At 60.7% G+C, this 16,783-nt stretch carries 16 protein-coding genes; 9 read left to right on the forward strand and 7 right to left on the reverse strand.

The window, feature by feature from the left end:
• Positions 1-54 precede the first annotated feature (54 nt).
• Both GV827_RS19390 and GV827_RS19395 read right to left on the reverse strand, forming a co-directional pair.
• Positions 55-1,140: a ParB/RepB/Spo0J family partition protein gene (locus GV827_RS19390; protein WP_164355471.1), complete on the reverse strand. Its 1,086-nt coding sequence runs from the start codon at positions 1,138-1,140 to the stop codon at positions 55-57.
• A complete protein-coding gene (locus GV827_RS19395; RefSeq protein ID WP_164355472.1) occupies positions 1,124-2,527 on the reverse strand; it encodes an AAA family ATPase in 1,404 nt (467 codons plus the stop codon). The genes GV827_RS19390 and GV827_RS19395 overlap by 17 nt, the downstream gene beginning before the upstream one ends.
• 520 nt (positions 2,528-3,047) lie before the next feature.
• Between GV827_RS19395 and GV827_RS19400 the strand changes: the two genes are divergently transcribed.
• Complete coding sequence (locus GV827_RS19400) at positions 3,048-4,241, forward strand: replication initiation protein (protein ID WP_164355473.1); 1,194 nt, start codon at positions 3,048-3,050, stop codon at positions 4,239-4,241.
• Here the strand turns inward: GV827_RS19400 and GV827_RS19405 are convergent.
• Positions 4,238-4,591 (reverse strand): YciI family protein, encoded by a 354-nt coding sequence (locus tag GV827_RS19405; RefSeq protein WP_164355474.1) that lies wholly within the window; start codon positions 4,589-4,591, stop codon positions 4,238-4,240. The two genes, GV827_RS19400 and GV827_RS19405, sit on opposite strands and share 4 nt — an antisense overlap.
• Before the next feature lie 175 nt (positions 4,592-4,766).
• Here GV827_RS19405 and GV827_RS19410 point away from each other — a divergent pair, with 175 nt between their 5' ends.
• Both GV827_RS19410 and GV827_RS19415 read left to right on the forward strand, forming a co-directional pair.
• Positions 4,767-5,810 carry a Hint domain-containing protein gene (locus tag GV827_RS19410; protein ID WP_164355475.1) on the forward strand — a complete coding sequence of 348 codons (1,044 nt, stop codon included), beginning with the start codon at positions 4,767-4,769 and terminating at the stop codon, positions 5,808-5,810.
• A 91-nt stretch (positions 5,811-5,901) separates the two neighbouring features.
• The gene (locus GV827_RS19415) at positions 5,902-6,636 is read left to right on the forward strand and encodes a glutamine amidotransferase (protein WP_164355476.1); all 735 of its coding nucleotides are present in this window, start codon (positions 5,902-5,904) and stop codon (positions 6,634-6,636) included.
• Here GV827_RS19415 and GV827_RS19420 read toward each other — a convergent pair whose 3' ends face one another.
• From GV827_RS19420 to GV827_RS19430, 3 genes are read right to left on the reverse strand one after another with little or no spacing between them, the layout of a single operon-like run.
• On the reverse strand, positions 6,637-8,031 hold the full coding sequence (locus GV827_RS19420) for an NAD(P)/FAD-dependent oxidoreductase (RefSeq protein ID WP_164355477.1): 1,395 nt from the start codon (positions 8,029-8,031) through the stop codon (positions 6,637-6,639).
• A gap of 32 nt (positions 8,032-8,063) precedes the next feature.
• On the reverse strand, positions 8,064-8,534 hold the full coding sequence (locus GV827_RS19425; protein WP_164355478.1) for a MaoC family dehydratase: 471 nt from the start codon (positions 8,532-8,534) through the stop codon (positions 8,064-8,066).
• Between the two features lie 42 nt (positions 8,535-8,576).
• Positions 8,577-9,581 (reverse strand): NADP-dependent oxidoreductase, encoded by a 1,005-nt coding sequence (locus GV827_RS19430; protein ID WP_164355479.1) that lies wholly within the window; start codon positions 9,579-9,581, stop codon positions 8,577-8,579.
• 41 nt (positions 9,582-9,622) lie between these two features.
• Between GV827_RS19430 and GV827_RS19435 the strand changes: the two genes are divergently transcribed.
• Complete coding sequence (locus GV827_RS19435) at positions 9,623-10,273, forward strand: histidine phosphatase family protein (protein ID WP_164355480.1); 651 nt, start codon at positions 9,623-9,625, stop codon at positions 10,271-10,273.
• An 82-nt stretch (positions 10,274-10,355) separates the two neighbouring features.
• Here the strand turns inward: GV827_RS19435 and GV827_RS19440 are convergent, their stop codons facing one another.
• The gene (locus GV827_RS19440; RefSeq protein WP_164355481.1) at positions 10,356-11,354 is read right to left on the reverse strand and encodes an NADPH:quinone oxidoreductase family protein; all 999 of its coding nucleotides are present in this window, start codon (positions 11,352-11,354) and stop codon (positions 10,356-10,358) included.
• 137 nt (positions 11,355-11,491) lie between these two features.
• On the opposite strand from GV827_RS19440, the gene GV827_RS19445 reads away from it, so the two are divergent.
• From GV827_RS19445 to GV827_RS19465, 5 genes are read left to right on the forward strand one after another with little or no spacing between them, the layout of a single operon-like run.
• The gene (locus GV827_RS19445; protein WP_204325982.1) at positions 11,492-12,658 is read left to right on the forward strand and encodes an acyl-CoA dehydrogenase family protein; all 1,167 of its coding nucleotides are present in this window, start codon (positions 11,492-11,494) and stop codon (positions 12,656-12,658) included.
• Positions 12,659-12,663: 5 nt separating this feature from the next.
• Positions 12,664-13,779, forward strand: coding sequence for an acyl-CoA dehydrogenase family protein (locus tag GV827_RS19450; RefSeq protein WP_204325983.1), 1,116 nt, complete (start codon positions 12,664-12,666; stop codon positions 13,777-13,779).
• Positions 13,780-14,601 (forward strand): SDR family NAD(P)-dependent oxidoreductase, encoded by an 822-nt coding sequence (locus GV827_RS19455; protein ID WP_164355482.1) that lies wholly within the window; start codon positions 13,780-13,782, stop codon positions 14,599-14,601.
• Complete coding sequence (locus GV827_RS19460; protein ID WP_164355483.1) at positions 14,601-15,527, forward strand: SDR family NAD(P)-dependent oxidoreductase; 927 nt, start codon at positions 14,601-14,603, stop codon at positions 15,525-15,527. The genes GV827_RS19455 and GV827_RS19460 overlap by 1 nt, the downstream gene beginning before the upstream one ends.
• A 23-nt stretch (positions 15,528-15,550) precedes the next feature.
• Positions 15,551-16,747, forward strand: a complete 1,197-nt coding sequence (locus GV827_RS19465; protein ID WP_164355484.1) for an acetyl-CoA C-acyltransferase — start codon at positions 15,551-15,553, stop codon at positions 16,745-16,747.
• Positions 16,748-16,783: the final 36 nt, after the last annotated feature.

Here is a 16,783-nt window from a genome sequence, read left to right on the forward strand (position 1 = left end):
CTGGGCCAAAGACGCAGACTGTAGCAACAAGGGGGGTTGCCGCGGGCAGGCCCCCTACCCTTTTTCCAGCTTCTCTTTGATGTCCAGCATCAGCATTTCCATCAACTCCGCTGAAACGCCTTTACCGCTGAACCGCAGGACATAGCCATTGGAATCGGATTCGCGCCGCATCGTCACCCCGGTCGAGGTGCGCAGCACATCGTTTCCGGCCCAGCCGGCCTTGGGCACGCTGACCTTCGGCCGCCCCCCGCGCTTGGGGTCGCGCCCGTCGTCGCCCTGCTCGCTCAGCACCGCCTCGATCAGCGCCCATTCCGATTTCGCGTCGACACCCTGCCCCGTGCCCAGAACCTCGCGCAGCCGCGCCTCCGCCCCGCCACGCAGCGCCTGTGCCAGCCGCAAACCGTCCTTCTCGCGCATCCCTTCGGGAAAGCGCAGCATGTCGCCCAGTTCCTCGAATATCATGGCGAAAGACCTGATCTTGCTCCGCTTGGCCTTGGACGCCGCGCCGAACATCTCTGAGACAGCAGCTTCGGTATTGGCAAAGGCCCCCTGCTGGGCGGCAATCGCCGCAATGCGCCCGCGCTCGTAATGGCTCAGATCCTGACGTATCTCGTTCTCCTCCACCATCGCGACAAAGGCACCGCCCATCTGTTCGGGATCGCGGACAACCGCCTTGATCTGCGCAAGGTTATCCGCGCCCGTCCGCTGGTACAGGTTCTGCTGCGCGATCAGGCGGCGATAGCCGGAAATCAGACCAAAGCGTTTGCTTTGCGCGGGGTCCTTGATCTCATAAACCTCAATTGGCAGGCGCACCCCGTGCAGACCGATGGAATACTCCAACTCCTCCAGGGATTCTTTATCCAGCACCGTCCGGTCACGCGGAATCGAAACGGGTTCCACCTCATCCAGCCCGATCAGCTTGATCACCCTGCCCTGCTCTTCTGCATCCCGGAACGCCGCTGCCTGCGCCTCGTCCCGCCGCTGCTCAGGCGTGCCCGGTTGATAGGCCTCCGCCGCCTCGGACGCTACGGTTGCGATCGGTGCGGTAGGGTTTCGGTAAGGGGTTTCGCGGCGAAACTCCTCCTCGATTCGCCCCAGATCCTCCGCCGACGGGGCCTCCAGCTTACGCCTCTTCGCCATCACCGCTCTCCTCTTGCTTCAACTCCTGAAGGTCCCGCCACCAGGTCCCCAGCAGCACTTCTTTGACCTCGGCCCAGGTCCGGTCAAACGTCTCGCGGCCGCGCACGTATGTCTCCCGGTTAAACTCTCGGTAATCCGCTTCGTATATGCCGTTCACCTGCTCGCCCGCCTGCCCGACCATCGCCGTGACTTCCTGTCGATAGGTGGTCATAAAATCCCCGAAATAGGCCTGAATGACGTTCGCCAGATCGGTTTGCTGCCCCGCATCAAACCGCGTGATCAGCGCCCGGACCGCATCCCATTCGAACTTCATCTCTGGCAAACCGTCCTGCCGCCGGATCCGGTTCTCGCCCTCTTCGATGCTCGCAAACGTCGAATACAGCATGTCGAAAAAGCGGCCCGTGGAATCGAACTCAAGAAAAGAAGCGCCCAACGGCACCAGCAGGATATCAGCGGCGGCCAGCGCGTTAATGGTCAGATACCCAAGGGCAGGGGGCGTATCGAGCAGGATGATGTCGTAGTCATCCAGAATGCCCTCGCTCTCCAGCGCGTTGGTCAGCGCATCCCACAGCGGCCAGGACCGCACCTGCATCCGCCAGACGGGGACCTGAAATTCGGCCCAGTAGAGGTTCAGTTGCGCGCCGATCAGGTCGATGTTGGGCCAGTGGGTTTCCTGGATCAGGTTTCGCGGCGAAACCTCAAGGCTTTCGGTTAAGGTTTCGTCAAAGGGCAGTTCAGCAGCACCGCGCGCACGCCTAACGGAATTTTCACTTTGAAGGTGACGGGCAAAATCCTTGGCCAGAAGGGGGAATGCCGTGGACCATTCGTCCGGCACATTCCCACCCATGATTGAGGTCAGCGAGCCCTGGCTGTCGAGGTCAATTACCAGCACGCGGTAGCCATCCAGCGCGGCGGACATGGCCAGATGCGCGCAGGTCGAGGTCTTGCCTACACCACCCTTGAAATTTGCGACCGAGATGATCTTGGCGGGCAGGCCTTCGGGGCGCCAGGATTTGTACTGCTTGTTCGAGGCCCCTTCAGTGGCGAAATGTTCGCGCAGGCGCAGGACTTCTTCGAGGGTGAACCACTTGCTGCCAGCCTCACCGGTGCCTTGAGGCAGGTCGGGATGCGCCTTGAGGACCCGGCGCAGGTGGGCCGGGGCCACGTCGATCAGATAGCGGCAGATTTCCCAGGTCGAGAAACGGCGCAGGCGTTTTTTGCCATCTGGGGCATAGCCGCGGCGGGCGAGATCGTCGCGGCCCTTGGTGGCGAAAGCGGCGGCTTTTGCGAATCGGGCGGTGTCGATAGGCTCCGATAGGCGTGCAGCGGCCTTTTCAGGATCGATGTTGAAATAGGGGGGTGGGGGTGCTTTTGGTGGGGAAGCCATGAAACCTCAGATATGTTCGCGCATTTCGCGTGTGTTCGCAAATTTATCGCACATCCCAAGGGACTTGTGAATCTTTTAGGTGGATCGGCCACTCTTCCTTTCACTCATCGTAGATAATACGACACATAGTGTAGAATCTTTCAGTTCTTTAATGATGTTTAGGTGAGAAGTTCTTTTATATCCTAATAGGTTAGGCCTGTTTTGGTGCCTGTCTGCGGGAAGACGAGCACCTGAATGCAGGACAAAGGGTGCCAGAATACAGGATCAGGCGTCCCGATTCGCGGGAAAATGGGGACCCGAATCCGGGAAGCGCTATGTTAGGGTCTGTTTTACCGGTTTTAGGCTCTGATCGCATCTGACGCGTATACCATGCGTCCCGTAAATTGGTACCTTTCAAGCCCCTGCGCCAACGCCGAGGATAGGCACCCAAGGAGTTCTTGCCTGTGGGTCCCTTTTCGCCCATGATCGCCAGAATAGACCGGAGAAAACTTCGGCACGGGCAGTGACATGGAACATTGGCATGGACAGACAGGCGGCGCGCAGCGTTGAGGATATTCCGAAAAACCAGCTGACAGGCGCGTTGCGCCGGGGGTCGGTCAAAAAACATGTCGCGGCGATCCATGTGTCGGGCAAGCTGACGCTGTTGCAGCGCAAGCTGAGCAATGTGTTGCTTCTGAACGCCTATGACACGCTGATCACCAACCAGGTGCATATGATTGATGCGCGGACGCTGTGCCTGATGATCGGGTATAATTCAAACGACATGGATACGCTAAAGGCATCCTTGCGCGGTTTGGCAGAGACCGTTGCGGAATGGGATATGCTGGACGATCAAGGCCAGCAGGAATGGGGCGTGTCGAGCCTGCTGAGCTATGCCAAGCTGAAGGGCGGGGTGTGTGAATACGCCTATTCCCCGGCGCTGGCGACCAAGCTGAACGATCCCAAGGTCTTTGCGCTGATCAATCTGAACATCCAGCGCAAGTTCACCAGTGGTCATGCGCTGGCGCTGTACGAAAACTGCTACCGGTTTGTGCGGACGGGCAGCACGGGCTGGTGGCCGCTGGATCTGTTCCGGCGACTGATGGGGGTGGACGGGTCAGATTACTATGCCGTTTACAAGCATCTCAATGCCAAGATCATCAAACCGGCGGTGAAGGAGGTGAACAAGACCTCTAACATCATGGTGGAGCCGGAGATCAGGAAGCGGGGCAGGGCGGTGACCGACATTCGTTTCAAGATCACGGAGAATCCGCAGCTGGCCATTCTGGACCTTGATGACGGCGCAGGGGTGCGGCGGTCAGACGTCTATGAGAAGCTGCAAGGATTGGGCGTCAGCGACCGGTTGGCGCGGCAGTGGATCGCGGAACATGGCGAAGATCATGTTGCAGCCAAGATAGCCTATGTCGGGGCACAGCGGGGGGTGAAGAACCCTGTGGGCTATCTGTCAGCGGCGCTGCGGGAAGATTACGCGGCAGAGAACGCGGTGGTGCCCGTGTCGTCCGAGCGGGCCAAGGTGCTGGCGGTGGTCCGGGACCTTGTGGCGGCACGGACGCCGACCCAGCGGGATGCTGACAGACGGCTCTTTATGTCAATGATCGAGGATCCGGGGGCGCGGGCGGATTTTGAGCGGCACGGCTGGATGTCAGCGCTGAATACAGGCTCTATCAAGGCGTTTTGGGCCGAATTGGAGCCGGAAGCCTTTGAAGGGGTTTAGGCCGTTTCAGCACCCTTGCGCCACGGCGGGGTGATAAGTTTGCCGTCTACGCGTACCTCGTCACCCTCGTTGTCGAGCACTACGGGATTGTCAAAGATTGTCAGGGTGGGGCGAACGCCGAAGCGGGATTTCATCCAGTCGGACCAGTCGTCGTTGAACCACGCCTCTGCGTCCTCGCGGGTGGCGAATTCGTAGATGCCGCCGCCGCCCGCCTCGCTGTTGAGGAAATACTTGCGTTTGAGCCCTTTTACCTCATGGAAGATCTTGGTGGCCTCCACCGATTGCGCTGTCACCAGCGCGTGGTCGCGCTTGGGGCCATCTAGCGGGATTTGAACGAGAGCGATGATCATTTGACAGATCCTTTCTGGGGTAATTCCAACCGGATCGGACCGGCGCACGAGAGGCAGGCGGTACAAGGCCGGGGCCGTGAAGGTTATCGAGCGTCAAAATCCAACCATAATATAGCCCGCGTTTAACCCCCTTGGCATCATTGTTTTGTTAGAGTTTGCTTTATGCGTCTGAGATATGGCAACGTTTAACTACTCAGGATACGATGACGATCAGATCACCTGGCCGGGTGGTACCGTGTCCAATGGGGATACGATTACGTTTACCCAACCCACAGACCATACCATTTCCATAACTGACAATGATTCGACTCTGGTCGATGGAACCGATGACCGGGATGATGAGGACACCAGCCAAACGGCCATCGTTTATGACGAATTCGGCGCAGTAGAAACGTCGGGTCAGATTCAGCCACGGAACGAGATCACACTGAACGATGGCACGAATACCTATTACATGACCGAGGTCTATATCGCGGCGACCAATTCGTATTACTACATTTTTCAGGATCCCGCACCGTCGTTGAACGTCGAATACACGGTCACAAACGTCAGCAGCCCGAACAGCACCACTTACGCAGAGCTTTCGGAACCGGGGATTGTGTGTTTCACCAGCGGAACGTTGATCGCAACGCCCCAGGGGGATTGCCGCGTCGAGGATTTGCAGCCCGGTGATATGGTGATGACCCTTGACCGGGGCGCACAGTCGATCCTGTGGATCGGGCAGCGCCGGGTCAGCTGGCATGAGATGAAGCAACGCAAGGGCATGCGCCCCTTTTTGGTGCGTGCGCATACTTTTGGCCCGGCATATCTGGCCAGGGATACGCTTTTTCCCCGTCAGCATCGCATCCTGATCACAGAAGGGATGGTTCATCATCAGGCTGTCAGCAGTGCTGGCGTCTTGGCGCCGGTTCACACCCTGACAAACGTGCCGGGTATCGAAGAGCAATGCCCGCCCGGTGGCGTCACTTATTTCCACATTCTGACCCGAAATCACAACCTGCTTTGGTCGAACGGCGTGGCGACGGAGAGCTTTCTTGTGACGGAATACAGTTCGACGTTGGCAAAGGGGGCAGCCAACGCGATTGTTCATTGCCCATCGGAGATTGGTTTGGCGAAAATGGATCCTGCGCGGCCCATCCTGCAAAACCGGCTTGCGCGCGAGGTTGCGCTGACGGTTCAAGCGCCGGACGGTTTTGAAGAGGCGGCAACGGGGACCTGAGAGGGTGTGTCTGGCGCTTGCCGTGTATCTGACAGTCGCTGGGGTGAGGCTGAAACTTGCCTTGAGGTTCGTTCGGCGCTAGCCCGTTGCCATGAAACCTTTCCTGATCCTGCAACTGCGCCCCGAGACCGATGCATCGGACGATGAATATCGTGCGATCCTCGATAAATGCGGGCTGACCCCCGATCAAACGCGGCGCATCCGGGTGGACCGGGAGGATATCCCCGCTGATCTGGATGTGACGGATTTTGCTGGCGTGATCGTGGGTGGCGGGCCGGGGTGCGTGAGTGACGTGCCCGAGGAAAAGAGTGCGCAGGAGGCGCGGATTGAAGCGCAGATACTGGCGCTCATGCCGCAGATCACCAGGCAGGATCATCCGTTCATGGGGTGCTGTTATGGCTTGGGGATACTGGCGCATCATCTGGGCGGTGAGGTGAGCAAGGCGCAATACGGTGAGCCGGTCGGGCCGACGGTTTGTGCGACGATGCCGGAGGCGGGGGAGGACCCACTGCTGGCCGGGCTTGATGATGCCTTCGAGGTGTTCGTGGGCCACAAGGAGGCGGTGCAGCGGGTGCCGGAGGGGACCGTGCATTTGCTGCGCTCTGAGGCATGTCCGGTGCAGATGATCCGCTACGGGCAGAACGTTTATGCCACGCAATTTCACCCGGAGGCGGATGCGCATGATTTCGAGCGGCGGATCAGGGTTTACCGCAACCACGGGTATTTCCCGCCGGAGGATGCGGACCGGCTGATTGATTTGTGCCACGCGGCAGATGTGACGGTGCCGGGCGAGATCCTGCGGCGGTTCGTGGCGCGGTACAGCTGATCAGCTGGCGGCGAGAATTTTCGGTATGTTCTGGACAGCGGCCTTGCTGGCGGGGCCGAACTGGCTGAGCAGGGCCATTTTTTCCTCGTCCGCCGGATCGAAACCGGCCATCAGGTGGGTGATTGCCTGCAGGCGCGTCCGGTCCATCCATTCCTTGACGGGCGGCACCCTGGACCATGCGCCCTGGTTCATCATTGCGGGCAGCATTTCTGCGATGTATTGCGCGGGCGTATCGTGGAAATTGACGGTGTGGGTGCAGGCGGCGCGGACCGTGTCATCGGGGACTTTCGCCTCAAGAAGGGCGATCAGGGCGGCGCTGAAGAGGGGCTGAAAGGGGCGGATCAGGTTGATGTTGATCGTGTCTCCGTCGAAAATGGGCGGCATGTTGTCGGGCATGACCACGCCAGCGGATGCTGTGCAGTCGATGTAGAGACTGTTCTTGGGGATCTCCGCAGTGCCGTCTTGGAGGATTAGCTTGCCGTTTTCGATGTCGGTGACATGGCCCTTGCGGATGACGTTGGTGATACTGGCGAGCATGGCAACTTCACGCGGGGAGCAGACGGCGGCGTGGAACTTGGTCGGCGTAATAGCCGGGTCAATGCGATGCCAGACGCCGATTTCTTCCATCCGTGCGCAATATTCGTCCACGTTAGAGACTGTTGCGAGGGTTTGAAGCTCTTTCAGGAAAGTGCCGATGGTGGTGGTGAAGCGGGAAGGGTGGTTGATGATGTTCTCGCGGTTGAACAGCCAGTAGTCGTTTGGACGCACCCAAGAGATCGCGTCGGGCGAGACACCCTGTTCAAGCAGCCAGATGGCGGCGTCCATGCCGGTCTTGCCTGCGCCGATGACGGTGAAATGATCATGGTCCCTGGCGCGGCGGGGCAGGTCGTTGATGGGGACGCAGGTGACGTCCCTGGCAATGTCGAATCTAGGTGTGTGGGTGGCCGGGATGCTGCCCATGTTGCCCCATATGCCCGCGTTCACGATCTTTTTTTTCACGTCGATCTGCGTTTCCTGTCCAGTATTCAGGTGTCGCACGCGGCCACCGCCCAGATGTTCCGAATTGCGCAGATAGGTAACGCGGCCGGTGGGCAGATAGGTGTTTTTCATCAGGTCGTGGAAGTAGTGCAGGATTTCTGACTTGGTGGAGAGTTCGAATTTCGGATCGAGGCAGTCCTGACCGGGGCTGCGCCGTGCTCCGAGGTGTTTGGAATTCACGCCGTAAAAGCTGGCCGACTGGTGCAAGCGGACGAAAGGGTAGGCGTCATTCCAGTGGCCACCGGGGGCATCGCGGCGGTCAACAATCACAACGGTCGCGTCTGTTTCTGCCAGCAGCACATCGAGAAAGGACAGGGCGGTCGCCCCCGCGCCGGAAATCAGATAATCGGTTTGCATGGGGGCGTCCTTTTGCTTGGGTCAGTGCGATCCTAGTCCTTGAAGATCGCGAGGCCCAGCCATTCGGCGATGAGGGCGGGTGTTTCTTCGCCTTCGATCTCGATCGTCAGGGCGTTGGTGCGCAGCATGCTGGTGGCATCGCGCGCCTTGACGTCTTGCAGGGTAAAGCGGCCCCGCAGGCGGCTGCCGGCCTTGACCGGCATCAGGAAGCGCAGCTTGTTCATGCCGTAGTTGATGCCCATGACCTGTCCCGGCATCATTGCAAAGCAGTCATAGGCAAAGCGGCTGGCCAGCGAAAGTGTGAGGAAGCCGTGCGCGATGGCGCCGCCGAAGGGGGTCTCTTTGGCTGCGCGTTCGGGGTCGACGTGAATCCACTGTTCGTCATGTGTGGTCTTGGCGAAATCGTCGATCATTTTCTGATCGACGGTGATCCAGTTGGATACGCCGACCTCTGTGCCGATGAGCGCCTTTGAGGTTTCGAGGGCGTCTGCGAGAGATGACATTCTGGTCTCCTTTCTTGGGGTCTGCGGCGGTGCGCAGGTGAGTTATTTCGGGTCGGCAGCGACACGCACCAGCCGCTTGCCCTTGTTGTCGCCTGCCAGCAGGCCGATGAGCGCGTGGGGGGCGTTTTCCAGACCTTCGACGATATCTTCGAATACCTTGATCTGGCCAGTGCGGACCCAATGCTGCATGGCGCGCACACATTTGTCGTCGTTGTGGGCAAAATCCATGACGATGAAGCCTTCCATCTTGAGGCGTTTGACGACGATCACGCCGGGCAGGTTGCGGGGCCCTATGACATTGTCGGTGTCATACTGGCTGATCGCGCCACAGCAGACGACGCGGCCCTTTTCGTTCATGAAGTTGAGCGAGGATTCGAGGATCTTGCCGCCGACGTTGTCGAAATAGATGTCGACGCCATTGGGGCAGGCGGCTGCCAGTTTCTTGCTGAGGCCCGCCTCGCGGTAATCGACGCAGGCGTCAAAGCCCAGCTCGTCTTCGACCCATTTGCATTTTTCGGGGCCTCCGGCGATGCCGACGACGCGGCAGCCGAGGGCCTTGGCGATCTGGCCGACATAGCCGCCAACAGAACCAGCGGCGGCAGAGACAAGGACGGTTTCGCCGGGCAGGGGGTTGCCGATGGACATCAGGCCGTGAAAGGCTGTTTTGCCCGCGATGCCGTAGACGGACATAAGGCGGGAAAGCGGCTCTACCTTGGGGAGTTTCTGAACCTGATGGGCCTTGGCGGTGATGTAGTCGGACCACGTGGCTTCGGCGGCGACAATGTCACCGAGGGAAAGTTTGGGGCTGTTGGATTGCGTCACCTCGCAGATGGCATAGGTAGGCATGGGGTCGCCTGCGTTGACGGCAGCGCGGTAGGTCGCGCCCTTCATCCAGGAGCGGTTGGCGGCGTCGATCGACATCAGGATGACGCGCAACAGCACTTCGCCTTCGCCGGGGGTGGGCATTTCTGCCTCGACCAGTTTGAAGTGGTCCGGGGTCAGTTCGGCGGTGGGCAGTTCCGCGATGGTGATCTGGCGGTTTTGCATGGGATATGTCCTATTGCGGCAAAAAACGAGAGGGTTTGTTTATGAAAGAGGCACGACAGCACCGGTTTACCCCACCACCCGGCGCGGCGGATCTGCTGCTGATCCGGCATGGCGAGACACAGGCGGCGGTGCGCGGGCAGGATTTTCCGATGGTGGAAGGGCAGGGCGATCCTGCCTTGCACCCGGAGGGGGAACGTCAGGCGCATCTGGTAGGTGAGCGGCTGAAAACAGAGCCTATTTCGGCGATTTATGTCACGACGATGCAGCGCACGCATCAGACGGCGGCCCCGCTGGCGCGGCATCTGGGGTTGGAGCCCCGGGTGGAGCGGGATCTGCGTGAGGTGTTTCTGGGCGAGTGGGACGGGGGCGAGTTTCGGTTTCGTGCGGCTGAGAACGATCCGGCGATTGTCCGGGCGCGCGAGCGGCATGAGTGGGGCGAGTTGCCGGGAGCGGAGAGCACGGCGGAATTGCAGGCGCGGGTGCGGCGCGGGTTGTTGCGGATTGCGCAGGCCCATGCGGATGAACTGGTGGCCGTGGTGGTGCATGGCGGGGTTGTCGGTGCCGCCTTGGCGCTGGCTACCGGTGCCAAGGGGTTTGCGTTCAGCGGGGCGGCGAACGGGTCGATTTCGCGGCTGGTCGTGCACGGGGAACAGATGATCGTGCGCGGGTTCAATGATGTATCGCATTTGTAGACCGCAGGGTGCGTAGTCATTACGCACCCTTTTTCCGGTTGAGGGGGCAGTTGGTGCGCAATGACTGCGCACCCTACGGACCTTAATCAACCGTCACTACCACCTTGCCCAGCACTTTTCGGTCCTGCAGCAGTTGCAGGGCCTCGCCCGCCCTTTCGAGCGGGTAGCTGGCTGAGACGCGGGGTTTGATCTTGCCCTCGCCGTACATGCGGAAGAGATCGCCCATGTTTTCGGCGTGGTTTTTCGGCTCGCGCATCGTGTGCGCCCCCCAGAAGACGCCAACGATCTGACAGCCCTTGAGCAGTGTCAGGTTGAGCGGGATTTTCGGGATGCCTGCGGGGAAGCCGACCACAAGGAAGCGCCCCTTCCATGCCAGCGCGCGCACGGCGGGTTCGGCGTAATCGCCGCCGACGGCGTCATAGACCACATCGACACCTTCGCCGCCGGAGAGTTTCTTGATCTCGTTCGAGAATTCCTTTTGCACCGCGCGGTCGGACATGTCGCGGGAATAGATGATGGTTTCATCGGCACCGAGGTCGCGGCAGAACTGAGCTTTTTCTTTGGAGGATACGGCGGCGATGACGCGGGCGCCTGCGGCCTTACCCAATTCGATGGCGGCGACACCGACACCCCCGGCAGCGCCGAGGATCAGGAGCGATTCGCCGGGCTGGATCGCGGCGCGGTCCTTGAGCGCGTGATGCGAGGTGCCATAGGTGAGGACGAAACAGGCGGCCTCATCAAAGGGCATTTTATCGGGGATTTTGACGACCTTCACGGCGTCCAACACGACATGGGTGGCGAAACCGCCAAAGCCGGACATGCCCAGGACACGGTCACCTTCTGCAAGGCCTTCGACGCCTTCGCCGATGGCGTCGACAACGCCTGCGATTTCACCGCCCGGGGCAAAGGGACGCGGGGGTTTCATCTGGTACATGTCACGGATGATAAGTGTGTCGGGAAAGTTTACGCCCGCCGCGTGGACGCGGATCCGGACCTGTTTCTTGCCGGGCTGCGGATCGGGCAGTTCCTCCAGCACCAAAGTCTCTGGTCCGCCGACCTCTTTGCTGAGCATTGCTTTCATGGTGTCCTCCCCAAAAATTTTGTTCCGCGAAAGTGAGACGTGGCGTCGCGTCTTGTCAATCGCAATTCGGATCGGCATTCTGCACAGCGGAATGGATGTCCGCAAACTGACGTGACGTCCCAAGGGAGGAAGATCTGATGAGTGATGCGAGCCTTGACGGGTTCCGCGCCGAGCTGCGCGCGTGGTTGGAGGAAAACTGTCCGCAAGAAATGCGCGATGGGAAGATGACCGAGGACGGCATTTGCTGGGGCGGCAAGAACTGGGTCTTTACCTCGGACGCGCAGAAGGTCTGGTTGGAGCGCTGTGCGGCCAAGGGGTACACGGTGCCGACATGGCCCAAGGAATACGGCGGTGCCGGGCTGACGCGGGATCAGGAAAAGGTTTTCTACGAGGAAATGGGGCGCATCAACGCGCGGTCGCCTTTGCAGTCGTTTGGTATCTGGATGCTGGGACCTGCGTTGCTGCATTTTGGGAGCCATGAACAGAAGCTGCAGTATCTGCCGCCGATTGCGCGGGGCGAGATCCGCTGGTGTCAGGGGTATTCGGAGCCCGGTGCGGGATCCGATCTGGCGAATGTGCAGACCAAGGGCGAGGACAAGGGCGATCACTGGCTGGTGAACGGTCAGAAGATCTGGACCTCTTACGCGGACAAGGCGGACTGGATTTTCGCGCTGGTGCGGACGGACCGTGAGGCACCCAAGCACAAGGGGATATCCTTCCTGCTGTGCGACATGGAGCAGCCAGGGGTCGAGACGCGGCCGATCAAGATGATTTCGGGCATTTCCCCATTCTGCGAGACGTTCTTTACCGATGCGGTGATCCCGAAGGATCAGATCGTGGGCGAGGAGAACAAGGGCTGGGATGTGGCCAAGTATCTGCTGACCCACGAGCGCGAGATGATTTCGGGCGGGGCCGGTGGTCTGACCGGAACGGGTCGTGCCTTGGGTGCCGTGCTGTCAGAGACGATGGAAGAGATGGACGCCACGCTGCGCGCAGACGCGATGCGGTGCGAGATCGACACGCTGTCGATTGGTCTGACGCTGGAGCGGTACAAGGACCAGGCCGAGGCAGGGCAGGGGGCAGGCGATGCCAGCGCCATGCTGAAGTACATGGGCACCGAGCTGAACAAGCAGCGGCATGAGCTGATGATGTCGGCAGGCGGGTCGGACGCCCTGGAGTGGGACGGGCCGCTGGGGAACCGCGCGGGCGACTGGCTGCGCACCAAGGCGAATTCAATTGAAGGCGGGACGTCGGAGGTGATGCTGAGCATTGTCTCGCGGCGTGTGCTTGGGCTGCCGGGGTAAGAGACATGGCAAAACTGGTAAAGACAGAAGAAGAAAACATGCTCGCCGATATGGCGCGGGGGTTTCTGGATGGGGCGGCACCCGTGTCGAAGCTGCGGCAGATGCGGGATGACGGGGTGACCCATGATCCCGCGCTGTGGAAAGAGATGGCCGAGATGGGCTGGGCCGGGGTGCTGGTGCCTGAGGACGCTGGCGGGTCCGACATGGGGTTCGCCGCGGCCAACGTGATTGCCGAGGAGATGGGCAAGACGCTGGCGGTGTCGCCCTTTATCTCGACGGCGGTGATAGCGGCAACGGCGTTGCGGCAAGTGTCGGGTGCGCGGGCGCGTGAAGCATTGGGGCGGATCGCCTCAGGTGAGGCGACCTATGCGCTGGCGGTGGATGAGGGGATCAAGTTTGATCCTGATGCCACGCAGATGGAGGCAAAGGCAGATGGCAACGGGTTCCGGTTGAACGGGCGCAAGCAGTTTGTCGTCGATGGTGCCTTGGCGGATCGGTTGCTGGTGCTGGCACGGACCGAGGATGGTTTGACGCTGTTCGATATTCCCAGCGATCGGGCCGGGGTGGAGCGCACAAAGTCAAACATGATTGATGCGCGGGATTCGGCGCGGATTGAGTTCACGGATGTTGAAGCGACGGGCGACGATGTGCTGGGGCAGGTCGATCAGGCGATGACGGTTCTGAAACCTGCGATCGAAGCGGGGCAGGCGGCGCTTGCGGCGGAATTGACCGGGCTGGCGGCCGGGGCGTTTGATATGACGGTCGGGTATCTGAAGGAGCGCAAGCAGTTCGGGGTCGAGATCGGGCGCTTTCAGGCGCTGCAGCATCGCGCCGCGCATCTGTGGTGTGAGACGGAAGTCACGGCGAGCGCGATCCTGCACGCGGGGCGCAAGCTGGATGAGGACCCCGAGAACGCGGGGTTGGCGGTATCGCTGGCCAAGGCGCGGGCAACGGCGACAGCTAAGCTGGCGGTGATCGAAGGGGTGCAGATGCACGGGGGCATCGGGATGACCGATGCCTATGACATGGGTTTTTACATGAAACGCGCACGGGTCGGGGCAGAGTGGCTGGGGGATTATTCCTATCACGCTGAACGGGTCGCGGCAGCGAGGGGGTTCTAAATGGATATTCAGACGTTGTTCGGACTTGAGGGCAAGACGGCCCTTGTGACCGGGGGTGCCACGGGCATCGGGCGCATGGCAGCCGAAGCGCTGGTGCGGGCGGGAGCCACGGTTTTGATGGCGAGCCGCAAGCAGGGGGCCTGTGCGGCGGTGGCCGAAGAGCTGAATGCGCTGGGGGCGTCTGGCAAGGCGATTGGCTTTGAAGGTGACGTGGGCAGCGAAGAAGGGATCGAGGCGCTGGTCGCTGCGGTGAAAGAGCGGACAGACAGCCTTGACATCCTCATGAACAACGCGGGTATCAGCTGGGGTGCGCCGCTGGGGCAGTTTCCCTATCATGCCTGGGAAAAGGTGATGAGCATCAATGTGACGGGGCTGTTCCATCTGACACAGGCGCTGTTGCCGATGCTCAAGGCGAGCGGATCGGTGGATGATCCGGCGCGGGTGATCAACGTGGGTTCGGTCATGGGCGAGCGCGAGATGGGCGATGGGGCCTATAGCTATTCCGCGTCCAAGGCGGCGGTGCATCATCTGACGCGCATTCTGGGCAAGGAGTTGTCCGGTCATGCGGTGACGGTGAACGCGCTTGCACCGGGGCCTTTCGTGTCGCGCATGACGGCCTTTGCGACTGCGGATGAGAACACGCGCGAGAAGGTTGGCAAGGACGTGCCGATGAAACGTGTTGGCCGCGATGAGGATATCGCGGGTTGCATGTTGTTCCTCTGCGGCAAGGGGGGGGCTTACGTGACCGGGGCGATCATCCCGGTAAGCGGGGGCATCAACGTGATGTCTGGCGGCAATATCTTTGAACAGGCGATGCACTGATGGTTGACATTCGATTTGACGGGCGCGTGGCGATTGTCACTGGCGCGGGCACCGGATTGGGGCGGAGCCACGCCCTTGGGTTGGCGAAGCGTGGTGCGAAGGTTGTGGTGAACGATCTGGGCGTGGGACGCGATGGGTCGGGGTCTTCGTCCGAAGCGGCGCAAGCCGTTGTGGCCGAGATCGAGGCCATGGGCGGCGAAGCCTTGGCGCATGGTTGTGATGTGGCGGATGAGGATGGTGTCATTGATATGGTCACGCAGGCGATTGCCGTCTGGGGCCGTGTCGATATCGTGGTGAACAATGCGGGTATTCTGCGTGACAAGACCTTTGCCAAGATGGACATGGCCGATTTCCGCAAGGTGGTCGACGTCCATTTGATTGGGTCGGCCAATGTCGCACACGCCTGCTGGCCGATCATGCGCGAACAGAAGTACGGGCGGATCGTTTTCACATCGTCAGCATCGGGTCTGTACGGAAATTTCGGGCAGTCGAACTATGGGGCGGCCAAGGCGTCGATGATGGGGCTGATGAACGTGCTGCATCTGGAAGGGGCGCGGGACAATATCCGGGTGAACACGCTGGCCCCCACGGCGGCGACGCGGATGACGGAAGAACTGCTGCCTGCCGAGGCGGCGGAACTGCTGGCGCCCGAGACGATCACGCCTGGGTTGTTGTATCTGGTCAGTGAAGATGCGCCATCGCGCACGATCCTTGGGGCAGGGGCGGGCAGCTTTGCGCTGACCAAGGTTTACGAGACACCCGGCATCACCTTGATGGACGATGAGAACACGCCCGAGACAGTGGCTGCGAAATTCGCGGAGATCGCGGCGGCGGAGGGTCAGGAGGAACTGACCGACGCCTTTAGCCAGACCAAGAAATACGCCCTCAATGCAGCCAAGGCCCGTGGCCTGAAGCTGGATTGGTAACCAGATCATTTAGGAGAGAACACATGCGTGACGCAGTAATCGTATCGACGGCCAGAACGCCGATTGGCAAGGCTTACCGGGGGGCGTTCAACAACACCACGCCGCAGGCATTGGCGGGACACGCCATTGAACAGGCGGTCAAGCGGGCGGGAATTGATCCGGCGTCCGTGCAGGACGTGGTGCTGGGGGCCGCGTTGCAGCAGGGCCATTCGGCGGGCAATATCGCCCGTCAGGCGGCGGTGCGTGCGGGGTTGCCGGTGACGGTGGCGGGCATGTCGCTGGACCGTCAGTGTGCATCGGGCATGATGGCGATTGCCACGGCGGCGAAGCAGGTAGTGATGGATGGCATGGACGTTGTCGTGGGTGGCGGTGTCGAGAGCATTTCGATGGTGCAGACGCCCGAGATGCGGGTGAAAGCCGATCCGTGGCTGACGGAGCATAAGCCCGCGATCTATATGTCGATGCTGGAAACAGCCGAAACGGTCGCGGCGCGTTATAACGTCAGCCGTGAGGTTCAGGATGAATATGCCGCGCAGTCGCAGGAGCGGACACATCTGGCGCAGGAAGCGGGCAAGTTCGACGATGAGATCGTGGCGATGACCTCGACCATGATGATGCAGGACCGGGAAACCAAGGAGATCAGCCATCACGAGGTCACGCTGGAGAAGGACGAGGGCAACCGCCCCGGCACAACAGCCGAGAGCCTGGGTGGTTTGCAGCCGGTGTTCAAGGACGGCATGACGATCAAGGAAGGCAAATACATTACCGCGGGCAATGCATCGCAACTGAGCGATGGCGCGTCAGCGTCCGTGGTGATGGAAGCGAAGGCGGCGGAGAAGGCGGGGCTGGAACCGCTGGGCCGCTACGTGGGCGTGATGGCCGCAGGCTGTGAGCCCGATGAGATGGGCATTGGTCCGATCTATGCCGTGCCACCGCTGCTGAAGGCGCATGGGTTGACCATGGACGACATTGGCCTGTGGGAGCTGAACGAGGCGTTCGCAGTGCAGGTGCTGTATTCCCGCGATCAGCTGGGCATTCCGAATGACATTCTGAACGTGAACGGCGGCGCGATTTCCATCGGCCACCCGTATGGTATGTCCGGGGCGCGCATGGTTGGCCATGCGCTGATCGAGGGCAAGCGGCGCGGGGCCAAATACGTTGTCTGCACCATGTGTGTGGGTGGCGGCATGGGTGCAGCCGGGCTGTTCGAGGTTCTGTAAGTTTGCGATTTGCCAACAAGAGGGGCGGTTTCACCC

Source organism: Sulfitobacter sediminilitoris, from assembly GCF_010667575.1.
GTDB classification, from domain to species: Bacteria; Pseudomonadota; Alphaproteobacteria; order Rhodobacterales; family Rhodobacteraceae; genus Sulfitobacter; species Sulfitobacter sediminilitoris.